General features: G+C 75.4%; 13 protein-coding genes. 9 read left to right on the top strand and 4 right to left on the bottom strand.

Going from position 1 to position 15,357, the window contains the following annotated elements; all coding sequences use genetic code 11:
- The first annotated feature begins 283 nt into the window (after window positions 1–283).
- Entirely contained in the window at window positions 284–1,633 is a 1,350-nt protein-coding gene (locus OG689_RS33535; protein WP_266324580.1) for a glycoside hydrolase family 16 protein, read from the top strand.
- Window positions 1,634–1,891: 258 nt separating this feature from the next.
- Window positions 1,892–2,728 carry an SAM-dependent methyltransferase gene (locus OG689_RS33530; RefSeq protein ID WP_266324578.1) on the top strand — a complete coding sequence of 279 codons (837 nt, stop codon included), beginning with the start codon at window positions 1,892–1,894 and terminating at the stop codon, window positions 2,726–2,728.
- 79 nt (window positions 2,729–2,807) lie between these two features.
- On the opposite strand, the gene OG689_RS33525 is transcribed toward OG689_RS33530, so the two are convergent.
- The 3 genes from OG689_RS33525 to OG689_RS33515 all read right to left on the bottom strand — a co-directional run bounded on the left by OG689_RS33525 (window position 2,808) and on the right by OG689_RS33515 (window position 5,629).
- The gene (locus OG689_RS33525) at window positions 2,808–4,172 is read right to left on the bottom strand and encodes an MFS transporter (protein ID WP_266324577.1); all 1,365 of its coding nucleotides are present in this window, start codon (window positions 4,170–4,172) and stop codon (window positions 2,808–2,810) included.
- Window positions 4,169–4,870: a helix-turn-helix domain-containing protein gene (locus OG689_RS33520; protein ID WP_266324576.1), complete on the bottom strand. Its 702-nt coding sequence runs from the start codon at window positions 4,868–4,870 to the stop codon at window positions 4,169–4,171. Before OG689_RS33520 ends, OG689_RS33525 begins: the two co-directional genes overlap by 4 nt.
- Before the next feature lie 111 nt (window positions 4,871–4,981).
- The gene (locus OG689_RS33515; RefSeq protein WP_266324575.1) at window positions 4,982–5,629 is read right to left on the bottom strand and encodes a hypothetical protein; all 648 of its coding nucleotides are present in this window, start codon (window positions 5,627–5,629) and stop codon (window positions 4,982–4,984) included.
- A gap of 336 nt (window positions 5,630–5,965) precedes the next feature.
- Between OG689_RS33515 and polX the strand changes: the two genes are divergently transcribed.
- From polX to OG689_RS33490, 5 genes are all read left to right on the top strand, one after another.
- The gene (gene polX, locus OG689_RS33510; RefSeq protein WP_266324574.1) at window positions 5,966–7,696 is read left to right on the top strand and encodes a DNA polymerase/3'-5' exonuclease PolX; all 1,731 of its coding nucleotides are present in this window, start codon (window positions 5,966–5,968) and stop codon (window positions 7,694–7,696) included.
- Between the two features lie 409 nt (window positions 7,697–8,105).
- Window positions 8,106–9,491, top strand: coding sequence for a histidine-type phosphatase (locus OG689_RS33505; protein WP_266324573.1), 1,386 nt, complete (start codon window positions 8,106–8,108; stop codon window positions 9,489–9,491).
- A gap of 356 nt (window positions 9,492–9,847) precedes the next feature.
- On the top strand, window positions 9,848–10,657 hold the full coding sequence (locus OG689_RS33500; RefSeq protein ID WP_266324572.1) for a (2Fe-2S)-binding protein: 810 nt from the start codon (window positions 9,848–9,850) through the stop codon (window positions 10,655–10,657).
- Between the two features lie 188 nt (window positions 10,658–10,845).
- Window positions 10,846–11,343, top strand: a complete 498-nt coding sequence (locus OG689_RS33495) for a MarR family transcriptional regulator (RefSeq protein ID WP_266324571.1) — start codon at window positions 10,846–10,848, stop codon at window positions 11,341–11,343.
- 185 nt (window positions 11,344–11,528) lie between these two features.
- A complete protein-coding gene (locus tag OG689_RS33490) occupies window positions 11,529–11,975 on the top strand; it encodes a nitroreductase family deazaflavin-dependent oxidoreductase (RefSeq protein WP_266324570.1) in 447 nt (148 codons plus the stop codon).
- Window positions 11,976–12,027: 52 nt separating this feature from the next.
- On the opposite strand, the gene OG689_RS33485 is transcribed toward OG689_RS33490, so the two are convergent.
- Window positions 12,028–12,984, bottom strand: coding sequence for a hypothetical protein (locus OG689_RS33485; RefSeq protein ID WP_266324569.1), 957 nt, complete (start codon window positions 12,982–12,984; stop codon window positions 12,028–12,030).
- A gap of 256 nt (window positions 12,985–13,240) precedes the next feature.
- Between OG689_RS33485 and OG689_RS33480 the strand changes: the two genes are divergently transcribed.
- Together OG689_RS33480 and OG689_RS33475 are read left to right on the top strand one after the other, a co-directional pair.
- Entirely contained in the window at window positions 13,241–13,873 is a 633-nt protein-coding gene (locus OG689_RS33480) for an AAA family ATPase (RefSeq protein WP_266324568.1), read from the top strand.
- A gap of 147 nt (window positions 13,874–14,020) precedes the next feature.
- Window positions 14,021–15,055 (top strand): Gfo/Idh/MocA family protein, encoded by a 1,035-nt coding sequence (locus tag OG689_RS33475; protein WP_266324567.1) that lies wholly within the window; start codon window positions 14,021–14,023, stop codon window positions 15,053–15,055.
- The last annotated feature ends 302 nt before the right edge of the window (window positions 15,056–15,357 follow it).

Here is a 15,357-nt window from a genome sequence, read left to right as displayed (position 1 = left end):
CGGGTGCCGGCGGGGTGCGAGGGCGGTTCCGGCCGGTGCTGCGGGCTGTGGGTTGTCTCACCTGTGCCGGAGGTCACATCGGCCTGCGGGGCACCATCGGCAACCGCGCTCACCAGGCACTTTGTCGGCGAACGAGCCGCCCGGCGGGCGGCATATGCCAATTTCGGTGGTTGCGCCGGACCAGCGGTTTACCGCAGGCTCCACCTTCATCGGGCTCTCATCCGCTCCTGCTGCGGATGGGGCCTGCCACGTTGAGGGGGGGTAGGAAAGGTTCCCCCACAGCATGCTCAATAACGCGAAACACCGCCGCAGCAAGCCGGCCGCCTGGAAGCGCGCGGCCGCCGCCGGGCTCGCCACCGCGACCGTGGCCACCGGTGCCGCCGTCTGGGCGGTCCAGTCCCAGGCCGCGACACTCCCCGTGGTCGTCGACTCCCTGACGCTCTCCACGGACACGCCCTCGGCCACCGCCCCGGTGACCGCGACCGCCAAGGTCCATGCCGGCAAGCGGATCAGCCTGCAGAGCCTGACCGTCGCCGTACGAGCGGCCAACGGCGCCAACTACGACTTCCCCGGGGCGATCCAGACCACGCTGGGTACCTCGCAGACGACGTTCAAGCCCGACAGCCGCACCTTCCCCGCCGGCAAGTACACGTACTTCGTCGCGTACAAGGCCGGCGGCGTCTGGAAGAACCTGACCCCGGTCGGCACCTTCACCTCGGGCACCGGCACGCCGGCACCGTCGCCGACGCCGACCCCGACCAGCACGCCGACCCCGACGGCCACGCCGACGCCCACGCCCAGCGCGACGGCGACGCCCAGCCCGTCCGCCACGGCCACCCCGAAGCCGAGCCCCTCGCCGACCCTGACCCCGTCGCCGACCGCCACGGCCACGCCGACGCCGACCCTGACGCCGACGCCGAGCCCGAGTTCCTCCTCCTCCCCCGCCGGCAGCGGACCGCTCGGCATCGCCGGCAGCTGGCGATCGGTCTTCGCGGACGAGTTCAACAGCAGCAGCCTGGACAGCTCCAAGTGGACCCCCAACTGGCTCGGCTGCCCGACCTGCACCACGCCCCCGGTCACCGGCTCGGAGACGGCGGCCTACGCCCCGTCCCAGGTGAGCGTCGGCGGCGGCTCGCTCCACCTGACCACCGCCAAGCAGGACACCGTCGCGAACGGCAAGACCTACCCGTACCGCTCCGGCATGGTGCAGTCCAACGGCAAGGCCCAGTTCACCTACGGCGCCTTCGAGGCCAGGATCTACCTGCCGGCCGCCGGCACCACGATCGCCAACTGGCCGGCCTTCTGGACCGACGGCCAGAACTGGCCCACCGACGGTGAGATGGACATCATGGAGGGCCTGGGCGGCGACGCCTGCTACCACTATCACTCGCCCTCCGGCGGCCCCGGCGGCTGCACCCCGGGCAACTACAGCGGCTGGCACACCTACGGTGCCGAGTGGAAGCCGGGATCGGTCACGTACTACTACGACGGCAAGCAGGTCGGCCAGATCACGTCCGGCATCAGCACCTCGCCGCAGTACCTGATCCTGAACAACGCGGTCAGCCCGGAAGGCGGCCAGATCGTGGCCCCGGCCGACATGCAGGTCGACTACGTCCGGGTCTGGCAGCACTGACCCGACCCCGGCGGCCCCGCCGCCGGCCATCCGTCCCGCCGTACCCGCCCGTCCTCGTGACGGGCCGGGTCCGGCGGGACGGCCGCGTCCGGGCCTCCCCAGCAGGCCGGGCCGGGGGACGGAAGCGGACTGCGTGTCACATCGGAGGCCCGCCAGGCCGGTTGTCCGGACCAAGGAGCGGGACGGACCGTCGCGCGCCGGGCCCGGCACCCCTATCCTGATCCCGACCGGGAGTGATCAAGGAGCGCGGAGGCAGCCATGGCCGAGAACACCTCATGGATGGACGGAACGGCGGAGGACTTCCGCCCGCCCAGCGATCTGCGGCCCGACATCCCGCACCCGGCCCGGATATACAACTACTTCCTCGGTGGCAAGGACCACTTCCCCGCCGACCGGGAGGCCGCCGAGAAGGTCCTGGCCTTCGCCCCGGCGACGCCCTCGGCGGCCCGCGCCAACCGCGCCTTCCTGCAGCGTGCGGTCCGGTACGTGGCGGGTGAGGGGATCACCCAGTTCCTGGACATCGGCACCGGCATCCCGACCGCGGGCAACACCCACGAGATAGCCCAGCAGGTCGATCCCGCGGTGAAGGTCGTCTACATCGACAACGACCCGATCGTGCTGGCCCACGCCCGCGCGCTGATGGCGGGCCCGGGCCACGGCGCCACCACCGTGCTGCAGGCCGACCTGCGCGACCCGAAGTCGATCCTCACCGACCCCCGGGTCCGCGAGGCGATCGACCTCGACCGGCCGGTCGCGCTGATGCTGGTCGCCGTCCTGCACTTCGTCGACGACGAGCAGGACCCGCAGGGGATCGTCCGCACCCTGCTGGACGCGCTCGCCCCGGGCAGCTTCCTGATCCTCTCCCACGCCACCGGCGACTTCGACCCGCCGGAGCACTCGGTCGCCGGGAAGGCCGCCTACCAGAAGGCCGCCGCCCAGGTCAGCCCGCGCCCGCACGCCGAGGTGCTGCGCCTCTTCGACGGCCTCGAACTGCTGGAGCCGGGCCTGGTCGCCCTGCCGAAGTGGCGCCCGGAGGACCTGGAGTCCGCCGATGCGTGGACCCCGGGCTACGGGGCCGTCGCCCGCAAGTCCTGACCTGCCGGGCCCGGTCGGCGGCCCACCCGCGACGGCGTGGGGGCGGACGGCTCCGGCCCCGCGCCCGCCGCGGCCCGGATCAGCCGGCGGGGGCGGCCGGCGCGGCCGCACCCGTACCCCTCGTGGCCGCCTCCGCTCCCGCGGGCCCGCCCGGGTCCGTGGCCCGCCCGCGGCCGCGCAGGCGGTCCATTTCCCGCCACTCCGGCCGCAGGCCGGTCAGGTTGGTGGTGAGGAAGTACGCGGTACCGGCCACCAGCAGCGCCGGGGCCAGGCCCACGGCCGTCACCGCCGCCCCCGCGAGCAGCCCGCCGAACGGGATCCCCGCCCAGGCGAGCGAGTCGCCCAGCGCCCGGACCCGGCCCAGCAGCCTGGCCGGCACGCGCTCGAAGGAGAGGGCGCCGAGGATCGGGTTGAGGAATCCGGAGCCGAACCCGCCGACCGCGAAGACCGCCAGGACCGCCCACATCGGCGAGCCGAACGCCAGGACCAGGAAGCGCGGCGCCCCGGCCAGCAGGAACCCGGCGAAGAACACCACCCGGCGCCGCATCCGGTGCGCCACCGCCGCCGCGATCAGGCTGCCGGCCACCGCCGCGATCCCGAACACGCTGCTGACCAGGCCGATCCCGGCCGGGCCCTGCCCGGACTCCTTGGCCCAGACCGGCACCAGGACGGTCATGAAACCCGCGTCCAGCACGTTGGTGACACCGACCATGATGATCACGGTCAGGAGCAGCGGCTCCCCGCGCAGGAAGCTGAAACCCTCGCCGAAGCGCCGCCAGTAGCCGGGCCCCGGCTCCCCCTCGGGCAGCTTCGGGAGGTCGGTGGCGCGGCCCATGCCCTTGGGCAGCGCGATCGCGATGATCACCGAGCCGAGGCCGAAGGCCACCGCGTTGACCACCAGCCCGGACATCGGCCCGAGCAGCGCCACCAGCGCGCCGCCGGCCGCCGGCCCGATCGTCGAGGCGAGCCGCTCGGTCACCCCGCTCAGCCCGGTGGCCCGCTCCAGCGGCACCCGGCTGCGTTCGGCCGCCTCCGGGATCATCACCTCCTTGGCCAGGTCACCCGGCCCGCGCACCGCGCCGACCACCGCGACCAGGGCGAGCAGCGCCCAGAAGGAGAGCAGGCCCTGGCTGTGCAGCAGCGGGACGAGCCCCACCGCGACCGCGCTGACCGCGTCGGTGCTCCAGGACACGACGCGCGGCCCGAGCCGGTCCACCACCGGTCCCGAGAACGCCTTGACCAGCACGTACGGGGTCATCTCGCAGAAGACGACCAGGCCCGTCCGGGTGGCGCTGCCGGTGGTGGCGAGGACGAACCAGGGCAGGGCGATGGCCGAGACCCGGGTGCCGGTCAGCGAGACGGCGAGCGCCGCCAGCAGTCCGGCGAGCGGCCGGGTCCGGCCCCGGCCGGCTATGCCGGCGGGCGTCGGGCTGCCGCCGGTCATCGGTCCTCCCGGAGGTCGGCGGGGGCCGGAGGCCCGGCCGCGGGGGCGGGGGTTGCCTGCGCCTCGGGGTCGGCGGCGGGCCCGGGGCCCTCGGTCGGCTGCGGCAGCAGCTGGACGACCACCGACACCCGGCGGGTGTCGTCCGGCGCGGCGGCCTGGTCCTCCGGCCGGGCCTGCCGGTACCGGCCGACGAGTTCGACGAGCTCCGTGCCCAGCCGGGTGGCCTCCTCGGGCGTCAGCCTCAGCGCCCAGTCGTTCAGGTCGAACACGTCCCGCCAGGGGCGGGGCATCGTGGGCAGCGCGCTCAGCGCCCGCTGCGCCGTCTGCGCGTGCGCGGTGACGATCGACTGCAGATAGCCGAGGGCCGCCTCGGGCTCCTGGTCGGCGAGCCCCATGTCGGTGAACCAGGTGCTCCGGTGGACGGCGTGCCACCAGCGCTCCCGGGCGTTCCCGCGCTCGGTGTCCTCGGCGACGAAGCCGGCGGCGGCGAGCTGGCGCAGGTGGTAGCTGGTGGCGCCGGAGGTGAGGCCCATCCGTTCGGCGAGCCGGGTGGCGGTGGACGGTCCGTGCGTGCGCAGCAGCCCGACGAGCTGGACCCGGACGGGATGCGCCAGGGCCCGTAGGGCCTTGGCGTCGAGCACCACGGCTCCCTCGGGTCGCGGCGGCCCGGCGGGCAGGCCGGCTTCTTCGTCTGTCATGGCCGAAATCCTAAACCGCAAAGAGTTGTTTGCAAAAGTCTCTTCGCAAAGAACTCTTTGCGATCCAGGAGGCGGGCCCCCACCGCGGGCGGCCCGCCTCCGGAAGCCCGCTCAGCCGCGACGCTCAGGGGCCTCGCCGTCCACCGCCCGCAGCACCAGGACGAAGGTCAGTCCGCCGGCCGGGGTCTCCTCCACCCGCAACCGCCCGCCCGCCGCCCGCGCGGCGCCCTCCGCGCCCTCGACGGCCGTCCAGTACTTCGCCTCGCCCGGCCGGCTCGCGCCCCGGTCGACCACGCGGATCTCCACCCGCCCCGCTCCCCCGCTCGCGACACCGGCCACCGCATCCGCCCTGACCAGCACCTTCGTCCCCGGCGGACGGCGCCGCAGGGCGTGCTCCAGCAGTGCGGCCACCGCCAGCCGCAGCTGCGCGCCGTCGGCGGAGACCGGCGGCAGGTCGGCCGGAAGCTGCACCCGCACCGCCGGGACGCGCCCGCCCCCGGCCGCCAGCCGGACCGCCTCGGCCGCGTCGGCCACCACGAGCCGCGCCCCGGGCCGTCCCGGCGGGTCCGATGCCGCCGCAGGCGCCCCCGCCGTCCCCGGCCTCGCCAGCGGCGCCCCGCACCCGCCGGGGTTCCGCCCGGCGTGGACCTCGGCCAGCGCATCGGCCGACAGCACCTCCGGGACGGCGATCGGCGCACCACGGCCGGACCGGCGGTCGGGCCTGCCGGTCAGGAAGGTCCAACGCTTGCCCTGCGGCATCTCGGCTCCTCGTCACACTGAACAATCCGTCCGGGGTGGTCGCGGACTCCCCCCGGGCGGTCACACCCGGCCCGTCCGGCCCACCCGAGCGGGCGGGCACGCCGGCACAGCCCGGACCCGCCGTCCGGAACCGGCAGGCCGACCGACCGACGGCGGCGCCGGCCCGGGGCGGCAGTTCACCCGGTGCGAAGTGCGCGGACCTGAACAGGATGTGACGTACCGGGCCAGTCTGGGTGAATCCCGCCCCGAAGTCGTCGCACTGCGGTCCCGTACCGACCCGCCGAACGGCGGGGTACGGACCGGCCGCGAACGCCCTCCCGCCCTAGACTTGGCGCCATGCCCCGGCTCAACGACGAGGTCAAGGCACTGCTCCAGGAGTACGCGGACCTCATCTCGATCACCGGCGGGGACGCCTTCCGGGCCCGCGCCTACGAGAAGGCCGCCCGGGCGGTCGGCGGCCACGCCGAGGACATCGGGCAGCTGGACGTCAAACGGCTGCAGGAGATCCCCGGCGTCGGGAAGTCCACCGCCGAGAAGATCGGCGAGTACCTGCGCAGCGGGCGGATCGAGGCGCTGGAGAAGCAGCGGGCGAAGATCCCGCCCGGGGTGCGCGAGGTCATGGGCATCCCCACCGTCGGACCCAAGAAGGCGATGGCCCTCCACCGCGGCCTCGGCATCGGCTCGGTGGACGAGCTCGCCGAGGCGGCCCGGGCCGGCCGCCTCGGCGAGGTGGCCGGCTTCGGCGAGCGCAGCGCGGAGCGGATCCTCCAGGGCATCGAGCTGCGCCGGCAGGCCGGCGGCCGGATCGGGATCGGCGTGGCGACGGCGCTGGCGGAGGAGATCGTGGCCGCGCTGTCCGCCGTACCCGGGTGCGTCCGCTGCGCCCACGCGGGGTCGCTGCGGCGGATGCGGGAGACGGTCGGCGACATCGACGTGCTGGCCACGGCCGAGGACTCGGCGCCGCTGATGGCCGCGTTCACCGCGCTGCCCTACGTGGCCGAGGTGATCGTCGGCGGCCCCACCAAGACCTCGGTGCGTACCGCCGAGGGCGTCCAGGTGGACCTGCGGGTCGTCCCGCCGGAGGACTGGGGCGCGGCGCTGGTGTACTTCACCGGCTCGAAGGCGCACAACATCAGGCTGCGCCGGATGGCCGTCGAGGCCGGCCTGAAGCTCTCGGAGTACGGGCTGTTCCGGGCCGGCCCGGACGACGACAAGCTGGCCTCCGCCTCGGAGGAGGAGGTGTACGCGGCCCTCGGACTGCCCTGGATCGCACCGCCGCTGCGCGAGGACGGCGGGGAGATCGAGGCCGGCCTGCGCGACGAGCTCCCCCTGCTGGTGACCGAGCGGGACCTGCGCGGCGACCTGCACACCCACACCGACCTGACGGACGGGCTGGCCCCGCTGGAGGAGATGCTCGCCGCGGCCGCCGCGCGCGGCTACGCCTACTACGCGGTCACCGACCACGCCCCGGACCTGGTCATGCAGCGGATGACCGACGAGAAGATGCTGGCCCAGCGCGCGCTGGTCCGCGAACTCGACGGCCGGTACCGCAGGATGCGGGTACTGCACGGCACCGAGCTGAACATCGGGCCGGACGGGGGCGTGGACTGGCCGGCCGAGTTCCTGGACGGGTTCGACGTCTGCGTGGCCTCGATCCACTCGCACTTCGGGCTGGACCGGGCCGCCCAGACCCGGCGGCTGGTCCGGGCCTGCGAGAACCCGCACGTCCACGTGATCGGGCACCCCACCACCCGCCTGATCGGGCGCCGGGCACCGATCGACGTGGACCTCGACGAGGTGTTCCGGGCCTGTGCCCGGACCGGTACCGCGATGGAGATCAACGGCTCACCGCACCGGCTCGACCTGCGCGACGAGCACGTCCGGCGGGCCCGGAGCCTCGGCGTCCGGTTCGCCGTCGACAGCGACGCGCACTCCACCCGCGACCTCGCCAACCCGAGGTACGGCATCGGCACGGCGCAGCGCGCCGGGCTCACCCCGGAGGACGTCGTGAACACCTGGCCCTGGCAGCGGCTGAAGCGGTTCCTGCGCAAGGATTCGCCCCGGTGAACCCTGGTGTCTGCGCCCGATCGGGCGCACTATGGAAGTGGACCCGCGAGGTAGGCGAGGGAGTTCGACCGCAGGAGGCAGTGGCGACAGATCGAGGTCTGCCGCTGGTACCTCGGTCGACGATCGAACTGAGCGGCCGGAGGACGATGGTTGAGTCCGGAGGCCAACCCCCACCCCGCGGGTCCACCCATTCCCCCGGCCGGTGACACCGCCCGGGGGTTTCGCACGACCGGGGCTTCCCCTTCCGGGGCCTCGACCAGGGCGTCGACCGGGGCGTCACGGCCCGTCCCGGGCGTGTTCATCCACGGCTCACCGCGGACCCGCGGGCCGGCCACCGGCGGTTCACCGGACGGGAACAGGCTGCGAGGCGCTCCGTCACTGCGTCGTCCCGCTCTCGAAGGGCCCGGTCGTGAAACCCTCCGCCGCATTCTCCGCCACCCTGTCGGTGGCCCTCTCCGCCACCGTGCTGCTCGCCGGTGGCCCGGCCGCCGCCCAGGGGCGGCACGGTGGCGGGCACCCGGACGGGGAGCCGTACCCGTACGGGACCAAGACCCCCTACGAGCCGCAGGGCCGGCCGAAGCAGTACGAGCGGGCGCCGAAGGGCTACCTCCCGGTCTTCACCGAGAACGTCGCCCGCCACGGCTCCCGGGCCATGACGGACAGCGAGGACGGCGACCGGGTGCTGGCGGTGCTGGCGAGCGCCGAGCAGCGCGGTGCCCTGACCGGGCTCGGCGCCGAGCTGGCGCCGCAGGTGCGGGCGCTGCTCGGGGCCGCCTCGGCCGTCGGCTACGGCAGCCTCGCGGGCCGCGGGGTGACGGAGCACCGGGAGACCGCCCTGCGGATGGAGCAGCGCCTGCCCGAGCTCTTCCGGTCCATCGCGACCGAGCACCGGTCCGTCGTGGTGGAGACCTCGGGGGTGGCCCGGGCGGTGGCCAGCGCGAACGCGTTCACCGCAGGGCTGACCGAGGGGGAGCCCGCGCTGGCGGGGCTGGTCAAGGCCCCGGTCACCGACAAGGACCTGCTGTACTTCCACAAGCAGCCGCAGAACGCCGACTACCAGGCCTACCTGGCGAGCGATCCGGAACTGGCGGCCGTGCTGGCCCGGATCGAGGGCGGGCCGCGGACCGAGCAGGCGGCCCGGCACGTGGCGGAGCGGCTGTTCGGCGCGGAGTTCGTCGCATCGATGTCCGCCGAGGACCGGATCGGCTTCGCCCGCGCCCTCCACCAGCTGTACAGCTCCGCTCCCGACCTCGCCGAGGAGGCACCGGCCGTCGACCTCGACCCGTTCCTGACCTCCCGGGACGCGCAGTGGTTCGCCTACCTGGACGACGCCGAGGAGTTCTACCAGAAGGGCCCCGGCTTCGCCGGACGCACCATCACCTACCGGATGGCGCAGCCCCTGCTCGACGACCTGTTCGCCCAGGCGGAGGCGAACGCCGCCGGAACCAGCCACGACGGGGCCGTGCTGCGCTTCACCCACGCCGAGGAGATCGAGCCGCTCGCGGCGCTGATGGGCCTGCCGGGCAGCACCGAGCCCGCCGACCCGGACGAGCCGTACACCTACCGGAACGACGAGTGGCGCGGCGGGCAGGTCTCCCCGATGGCCGCCAACATCCAGTGGGACCTCTACGCCGGCGGCAAGGGCAAGGGCAGCGCGGGCAAAGCCCCGGCGTACCTGGTCCGGATGCTCTACAACGAGCAGGAGACGGCCTTCAAGTCGTCCTGCCGGCCGGTTGCCAAGGGCAGTTACTTCTACGACCTCGCCGAGCTGAGGCGCTGCTTCGGCCGGGGCTGACCGGAAGCCGCCCGGTTCGGACGCCCCGGTCGGCCGACCGGGGCGGCCGACCGGGGCGGCCGGGCAGGGCGGCCGGGCAGGGCGGCCGGGCAGGGCGGCCGGGCAGGGCGGCCGGGCAGGGCGGCCGGGCAGGGCGGCCGGGCAGGGCGGCCGGGCAGGGCGGCCGGGCAGGGCGGCCGGGCAGGGCGGCCGGGCAGGGCGGCCGGGCAGGGCGGCCGGGCAGGGCGCGGGCGCTGTACCCCTGGAGTGCGGTCCGGACCGCGAGGCGTCCTCGGCCCGGACGCGCCCCCACAGCTGTCGCGCGCCGTAGGATCGGGCCGGTACGAACGCCGCCGGCCCGCCCCAGGGGGACCACCGTGACCCAGCCCCGCACCGCGCGCGCGGCTGACCTCGCCGCCCGACTGGCCGCGGTCGGACCGTACTTCGAGATCCTCACCGGTACCGGCGGGCCGGCCGGCCTGCGGCCGCTGCGGGAGCTGTACGCGACCGGGCCCGACTCCGTACTGGCCGCGCGGATCCCGGCTGTCGCCGAGCGGCTGGGGACGGCGGAGCTGCGGGTGGCCGCCTCCATCCTGCAGCTCGGACTGGCCTCCCGCCTCTGGTCGGTGGCGCTGGGCGCCGCGGCGCTGGGCGGCACCACGGTCGACCTGCACCCCGATCGGGTCGAGGCCCTGCTGCCGCCGCAGGGCCCGCTGGTGCTCCGGCTCCGGCAGCAGGCGGGCCACCCGGAGCCGGACCGCGGCCACCCGGCCGACCGGCCGGAGCCCGAGGCCGGCGCGCGGACGCCGGAGCCGCCCTCGGCGGCCCGGCTGTACCGCGCCGTGGTGACCGACAACCTGGTACCGCTCGCGGCGGCGGTCCGCGCCGTGGCGCCGGTCTCCGAGGGACTGCTCCGGGGCAACGCGGCCTCCGCCCTGGCCGGCTCGCTACGCGTGCTGTACGGCTGGGCCGCCGCCCGCCGGCCCGAGGCCGCCCGGACCGCCCGGCGGCTGGCGGACGACCTGCTGGCGCTCGACGCCCTCACCGGCACCGGCACCCTCACCTGCGCGGGGCCCGCGGCCATGCCCGCCTTCCGCCGCACCAGCTGCTGCCTCTACTACCGCATCGGCCCCCGGGCCGGCATCTGCGGCGACTGCGTCTTCGACGCGCCGCCGGGCCGGCCCTGAGCCGCACCGGCCGACTCCGAATCGCACCGGCCGGGCCGCCGGTGACGGAAGTCCGGGCGTGCCGGTGCCCCGCTCCGCACCGGGCCCGACCTGCACCGAGCCCGACCCGCGCCGCCGGGCCCGGGCCCGTGTCCGGCCACGGCCACGAATGATAGCCATGTATTCAATGTCCATGTACTGTATATGCCATGAGCAAGGCATCCCCGGGCCCCACCCCCGGCTTCCTGGTCTGGCGACTGTCGACGAAGTGGCGGGTCGCCGTCGACCGGGCCCTCGCCCCGCTGGGCCTGACCCACGCCCAGTACTCGCTGCTCGCCTCCCTGCTCGGCATGCAGCGCGCCGGGCAGCAGCCCAGCCAGCGCCAACTCGCCGAGCACACCGGCCTGGAGGCGCTGTACGTGTCGAAGCTGGCCCGCGCCCTGGAGGACGCCGGTCTGGTCGAGCGCGCGAAGGACCCGGCCGACTCCCGGGCCGTCCGCCTGTCGCTGACCGAGCAGGGGCTGGGCACCACCCGCCGGGCCGTCGACGTCGTGCAGCGACTCCTGGGGCAACTCCTGGCCCCCCTCGGCGGCTTGGCCAGTCCGCGCACCGAGGCGCTGGTCGCGGACCTGACCACCCTGCTCGACGTGCCGCTGGACGCCGCCGTGGACGCGTCCCTGGACGACCCCGCAACAGCGCGGCCCTGACCCCGCTCCGGGCCCCGTACCCGGCAGACACCGGAGCCGTCCTGCCTGCGGGCCCACCCGGCTCGCGGCGCCGGCCGTGCTCCGGCCGCCTCGCCCCGGTGTGGTGACCGCCGCCGCCGGTGCGCCGTTCGTCTACCGTGGACCGACGGGCGCCGGACGGCGCCGGCCCGACAAGGAGGCAGCGCGTGAGCGAGAACGAGCCGACAGCCAGCCCCACCGACTGGGTCGCCGAACAGGCCCGCCGCTACGAGGAGTCCGGCGGAACGGCCGGCACCACCATCCAGGGCGCGCCCTGCCTGCTGCTGGACCACCTCGGCCGGAAGAGCGGCCGGTGGCGGCGGACGGTGCTGATCTACGGCCGGGACGGCGAGGACTACCTCGTGGTCGCCTCGCTCGGCGGCGCCGACCACCACCCCCTCTGGTACCTGAACCTGACGGCGAACCCGGAGGTCCGGCTCCGGGTCGGCCCCGAACGCTTCACCGCCACGGCCGAGGTGCTCCCGGCCGAGGAGAAGGCGCGGGTATGGCCGAGCCTGGTGGAGGTCTTCCCGCCGTACGCGGGCTACCAGAAGAAGACGGACCGCGACATCCCGGTGATCCGCCTCCGCCGGGACACCCCCGCGGGCGGCTGAGCACCCCCGCCCCGCCCGGACCCAGGGCGCCGACGGCCCTCGACGCCTCCGTTCACCACTCCGTCCGACGGGTCAGCACCGCACGCAACCACGGCTCCTGGACGGCGGCCATCCGCGCGAGCGCGCGCCGGAAGGCATACTGCGACGGCCAGTACAGCGACCGCGGGTACGGCGGCAGCGGATCGTCCCGCTCCACACCCGCGGGCAGCCCGCCGACCGCCGGCAGCCTGGTCCGGTGGGGCGGGAAGGCCAGTTCGGCCCAGAGCGAGGCCTCGACGGGCACGGCCACCGCGCCGCCCTGCGGCTGCCACACCTCACCGGTCTGCGGGTGGACCGGCACCAGGAGCAGGTCGGCGGCCGGCTCGCCGGCCCCCGGACCCGCCAGGTCCAGCCGCTGCGCGCCCTCCCCCGAGGGCAGCAGGGCGGCGATCGTCGGCCCGAGGGCCTCGGCCACCGGACCGGGCGCCACCTCGACCGGCCCGCCCCGCGCGGCCACCACCAGATGGGCGAGGGCCACGCCCGCCGGGATGTCCCGGAACTCGCCCAGCCCGTACCGCAACGCACCGTCGGCAGGGAGCTCCGACCAGTCCATGACCGGCCGCTCCGGCGGGCCGGGCAGCCTGACCACCGCGTCCGGGAGGAGCCGGACCACCTGCCACTGCCCGCAGTCGTCCATCCGGGTGCCGACCGGCAGCCCGCAGCCCAGGCAGGCGAGGTTCGGCCCGCCACGTCCGTCGATACCCGTGCAGTAACCCTCGGTGCGCCCCGGGATCAGCCCGGTGCCGCGCATGTCGCCGGGGGCGAGCAGCACGGTGCCCGGCGGCCCGTCGGACAGGTTGCCGAACGGTTCGAAGATCCCTCGCGCCGCCAACTCCTGCGCCCCGATCTCCTCCCACGGCCGCCACGGCGGCCCGTGCGGATCGGGGTCGACGGCGTAGCTGCCCGCCTCCAGGAGGGGTGGGTGCAGTCGCTCCCAGTGGCTGTCGCTCAGGTGGATCGGCAGTGCCACCTCCGACACCGCCGCCGTCAGCACCGCACCGCACCCCGCACACCCGAACACTGCCAAGCCGTCCCCTCGCCGTCGGAGCCCCTGCATCCCACCAGGCCGGCGGGCCGGCGGCAACGGCCTTTTTTGCAGCCGGCGCCGACCGGCGGGCGGCGGGTGTGCCGGGCACCGGCGGCCGCCCAGTGCCTCGGCGCACCGGTCATCCGGCCATCCGGCCATCCGGTGGGCGGCCGGGCCGCTCCCTCCGTATGCTCCGGTCATGCTCCTGTGGATCAACGGCCCTTACGGCGGCGGCAAGACGCAGACGGCGCACGAGATCCGGCGGCGGCTCCCGGGCAGCGTGGTCTGCGACCCCGAACACGTCGGTTTCGGCCTGCACCGGATGACGCCGCCGGCGCTGCGCGGCGACTTCCAGGACTTCCCGGCCTGGCGGCAGGGCGTCTACGAGGTGCTGGACCTGGCGCTCGGCCGGCAGGACGGGGTGGTGATCGCCCCGATGACGGTCGTGGACCCGGACTGCTTCCGGGAGACCGTCGGCCGGCTACGTGAACGCGGCCACGACGTCCGGCACTTCACGCTGCTGGCCGACCGGGAGACGATTCTGGGCCGGCTGCGCGAGCGGCGCCTGGGGCACGTCGTGCGGTTCGCCGCCCGCCGGGGCGCCCCCTTCGGCCGCGAGAGCTTCGCCCGCTCCCGGCTCGATCTGTGCCTGGAGCGGCTGCGCGGGGAGGAGTTCGCCGAGCACCTGGAGACCGGTGGCCGCACGGTCGCGCAGGTCGCGGACCTGATCGCGGCCTCGGCCGGGCTGACCCTGCTCCCGAACACCGACGGCGCGCTGCGCGGGCGGCTGCGCCGGGCCTGGACCGGGGTTCGCCACATCCGGGTCCGCTGAGCCGGCGGCGGGCCCGCCGCCGATGGAGCTGGCCCTTCCGGGCAGGCCTGATCGGCCCCCGGGATCATTCTTTGGGAGCGCTCCCATATGCTCCGATACGGACACCGCCGACCGCGCCGAGCGGCCGCCCCGACCAGAACGGGCCCCATGACCGCCCCCACCGATCACCGCACCGCCCCCGCCACTCCCACCACCCCGCCGGTCCGCTGGGGCATCCTCGCCACCGGCGCCATCGCCACCGCCTTCGCCGAGGACCTCGCCCTGCTCCCGGACGCCCGCCTCACCGCGGTCGCCTCGCGGACCGAGGAGTCCGCCCGACGCTTCGCCGACCGGCACGACATCCCCCGGGCGTACGGCAGTTGGGAGCAGCTGGCCAAGGACCCGGAGGTCGACGTCGTCTACGTCGCCACCCCGCACGCCCAGCACCACGCCGCCACCGCCCTCCTGCTGGCGGCCGGGAAGCCGGTGCTCTGCGAGAAGCCCTTCACCCTCAACCTGCCCGAGGCGCAGGACCTGGTACGCCTGGCGCGCGAGCGCGGGGTCTTCCTGATGGAGGCGATGTGGACCTATCTGGACCCGGCCGTCCGCCGCCTCACCCAGCTGATCGACGACGGCGCGATCGGTGAAGTAAGAACCGTCCAGGCCGAGTTCGCCTTCGCCGCAGAGCCCGGCACGAGCGGGCGGCTGCGCGACCCGGCCGCCGGCGGCGGTGCGCTGCTGGACATCGGGGTCTACCCGCTGGCCTTCGCCCAGTTGCTGCTGGGCACGCCGGACAGCGTCCAGGCCTGGGGGCGGATCGCTCCCGACGGCGTGGACGACAACACCGGCATCCTGCTCGGGCACCCGGGCGGGGCGCACGCCGTCCTGTCCTGCTCGATCGTCTCGGACAGCGCGCAGCGGGCCGAGATCGGCGGCTCGCTGGGTCGGATCGAGATCCCCCGCGACTTCTACCGGCCGGACTCCTTCGTGCTGCACCGCCGCGGGCACGAGCCGGAGGAGTTCCGGTTCCCGCGCGAGGCCGGGCACGGCTACCGGTACGAGGCGGCGGAGGTGATGCGCTGCCTGCGCGCGGGGGCGGTCGAGTCCCCGCTCGTCCCGCTGGACGGCACGCTGGCCCTGATGGGCACCCTGGACACCGTCCGCCGGCGGATCGGCCTGCGCTACCCGGGGGACCGCGACTGACCCCGGTCGGCACCGCGGGGCGGCGGGGCGGGGCGGAAGTCCCGGCCGCCCCGCGGCGCCCCGGCCCTGCCGACGCTCCGCCCTGTCGGCACCCTGTCCTCGCGGCACCCTGTCCTGGCGACACCCCGAGGCCAGGACACCGCGTCCACCCCCTCCGCGCCCGCGCGGCTCCAGAATGTTCGCCACGGACCGCTCCCGCCCGGAGCCGGTCCCGGTCGGCGCCGCCCCGTCGGACGGCGGCAGGTTCGGAGCTGGGAGGGTGTCATGCGAGGAAGCACAGCGGCGACCGCGGGGCCGCCGGC

Origin of the sequence: Kitasatospora sp. NBC_00240 (genome assembly GCF_026342405.1) — a bacterium.
GTDB lineage: Bacteria > Actinomycetota > Actinomycetes > Streptomycetales > Streptomycetaceae > Kitasatospora.
This window is presented reverse-complemented; position numbering and strand designations above follow the sequence as displayed.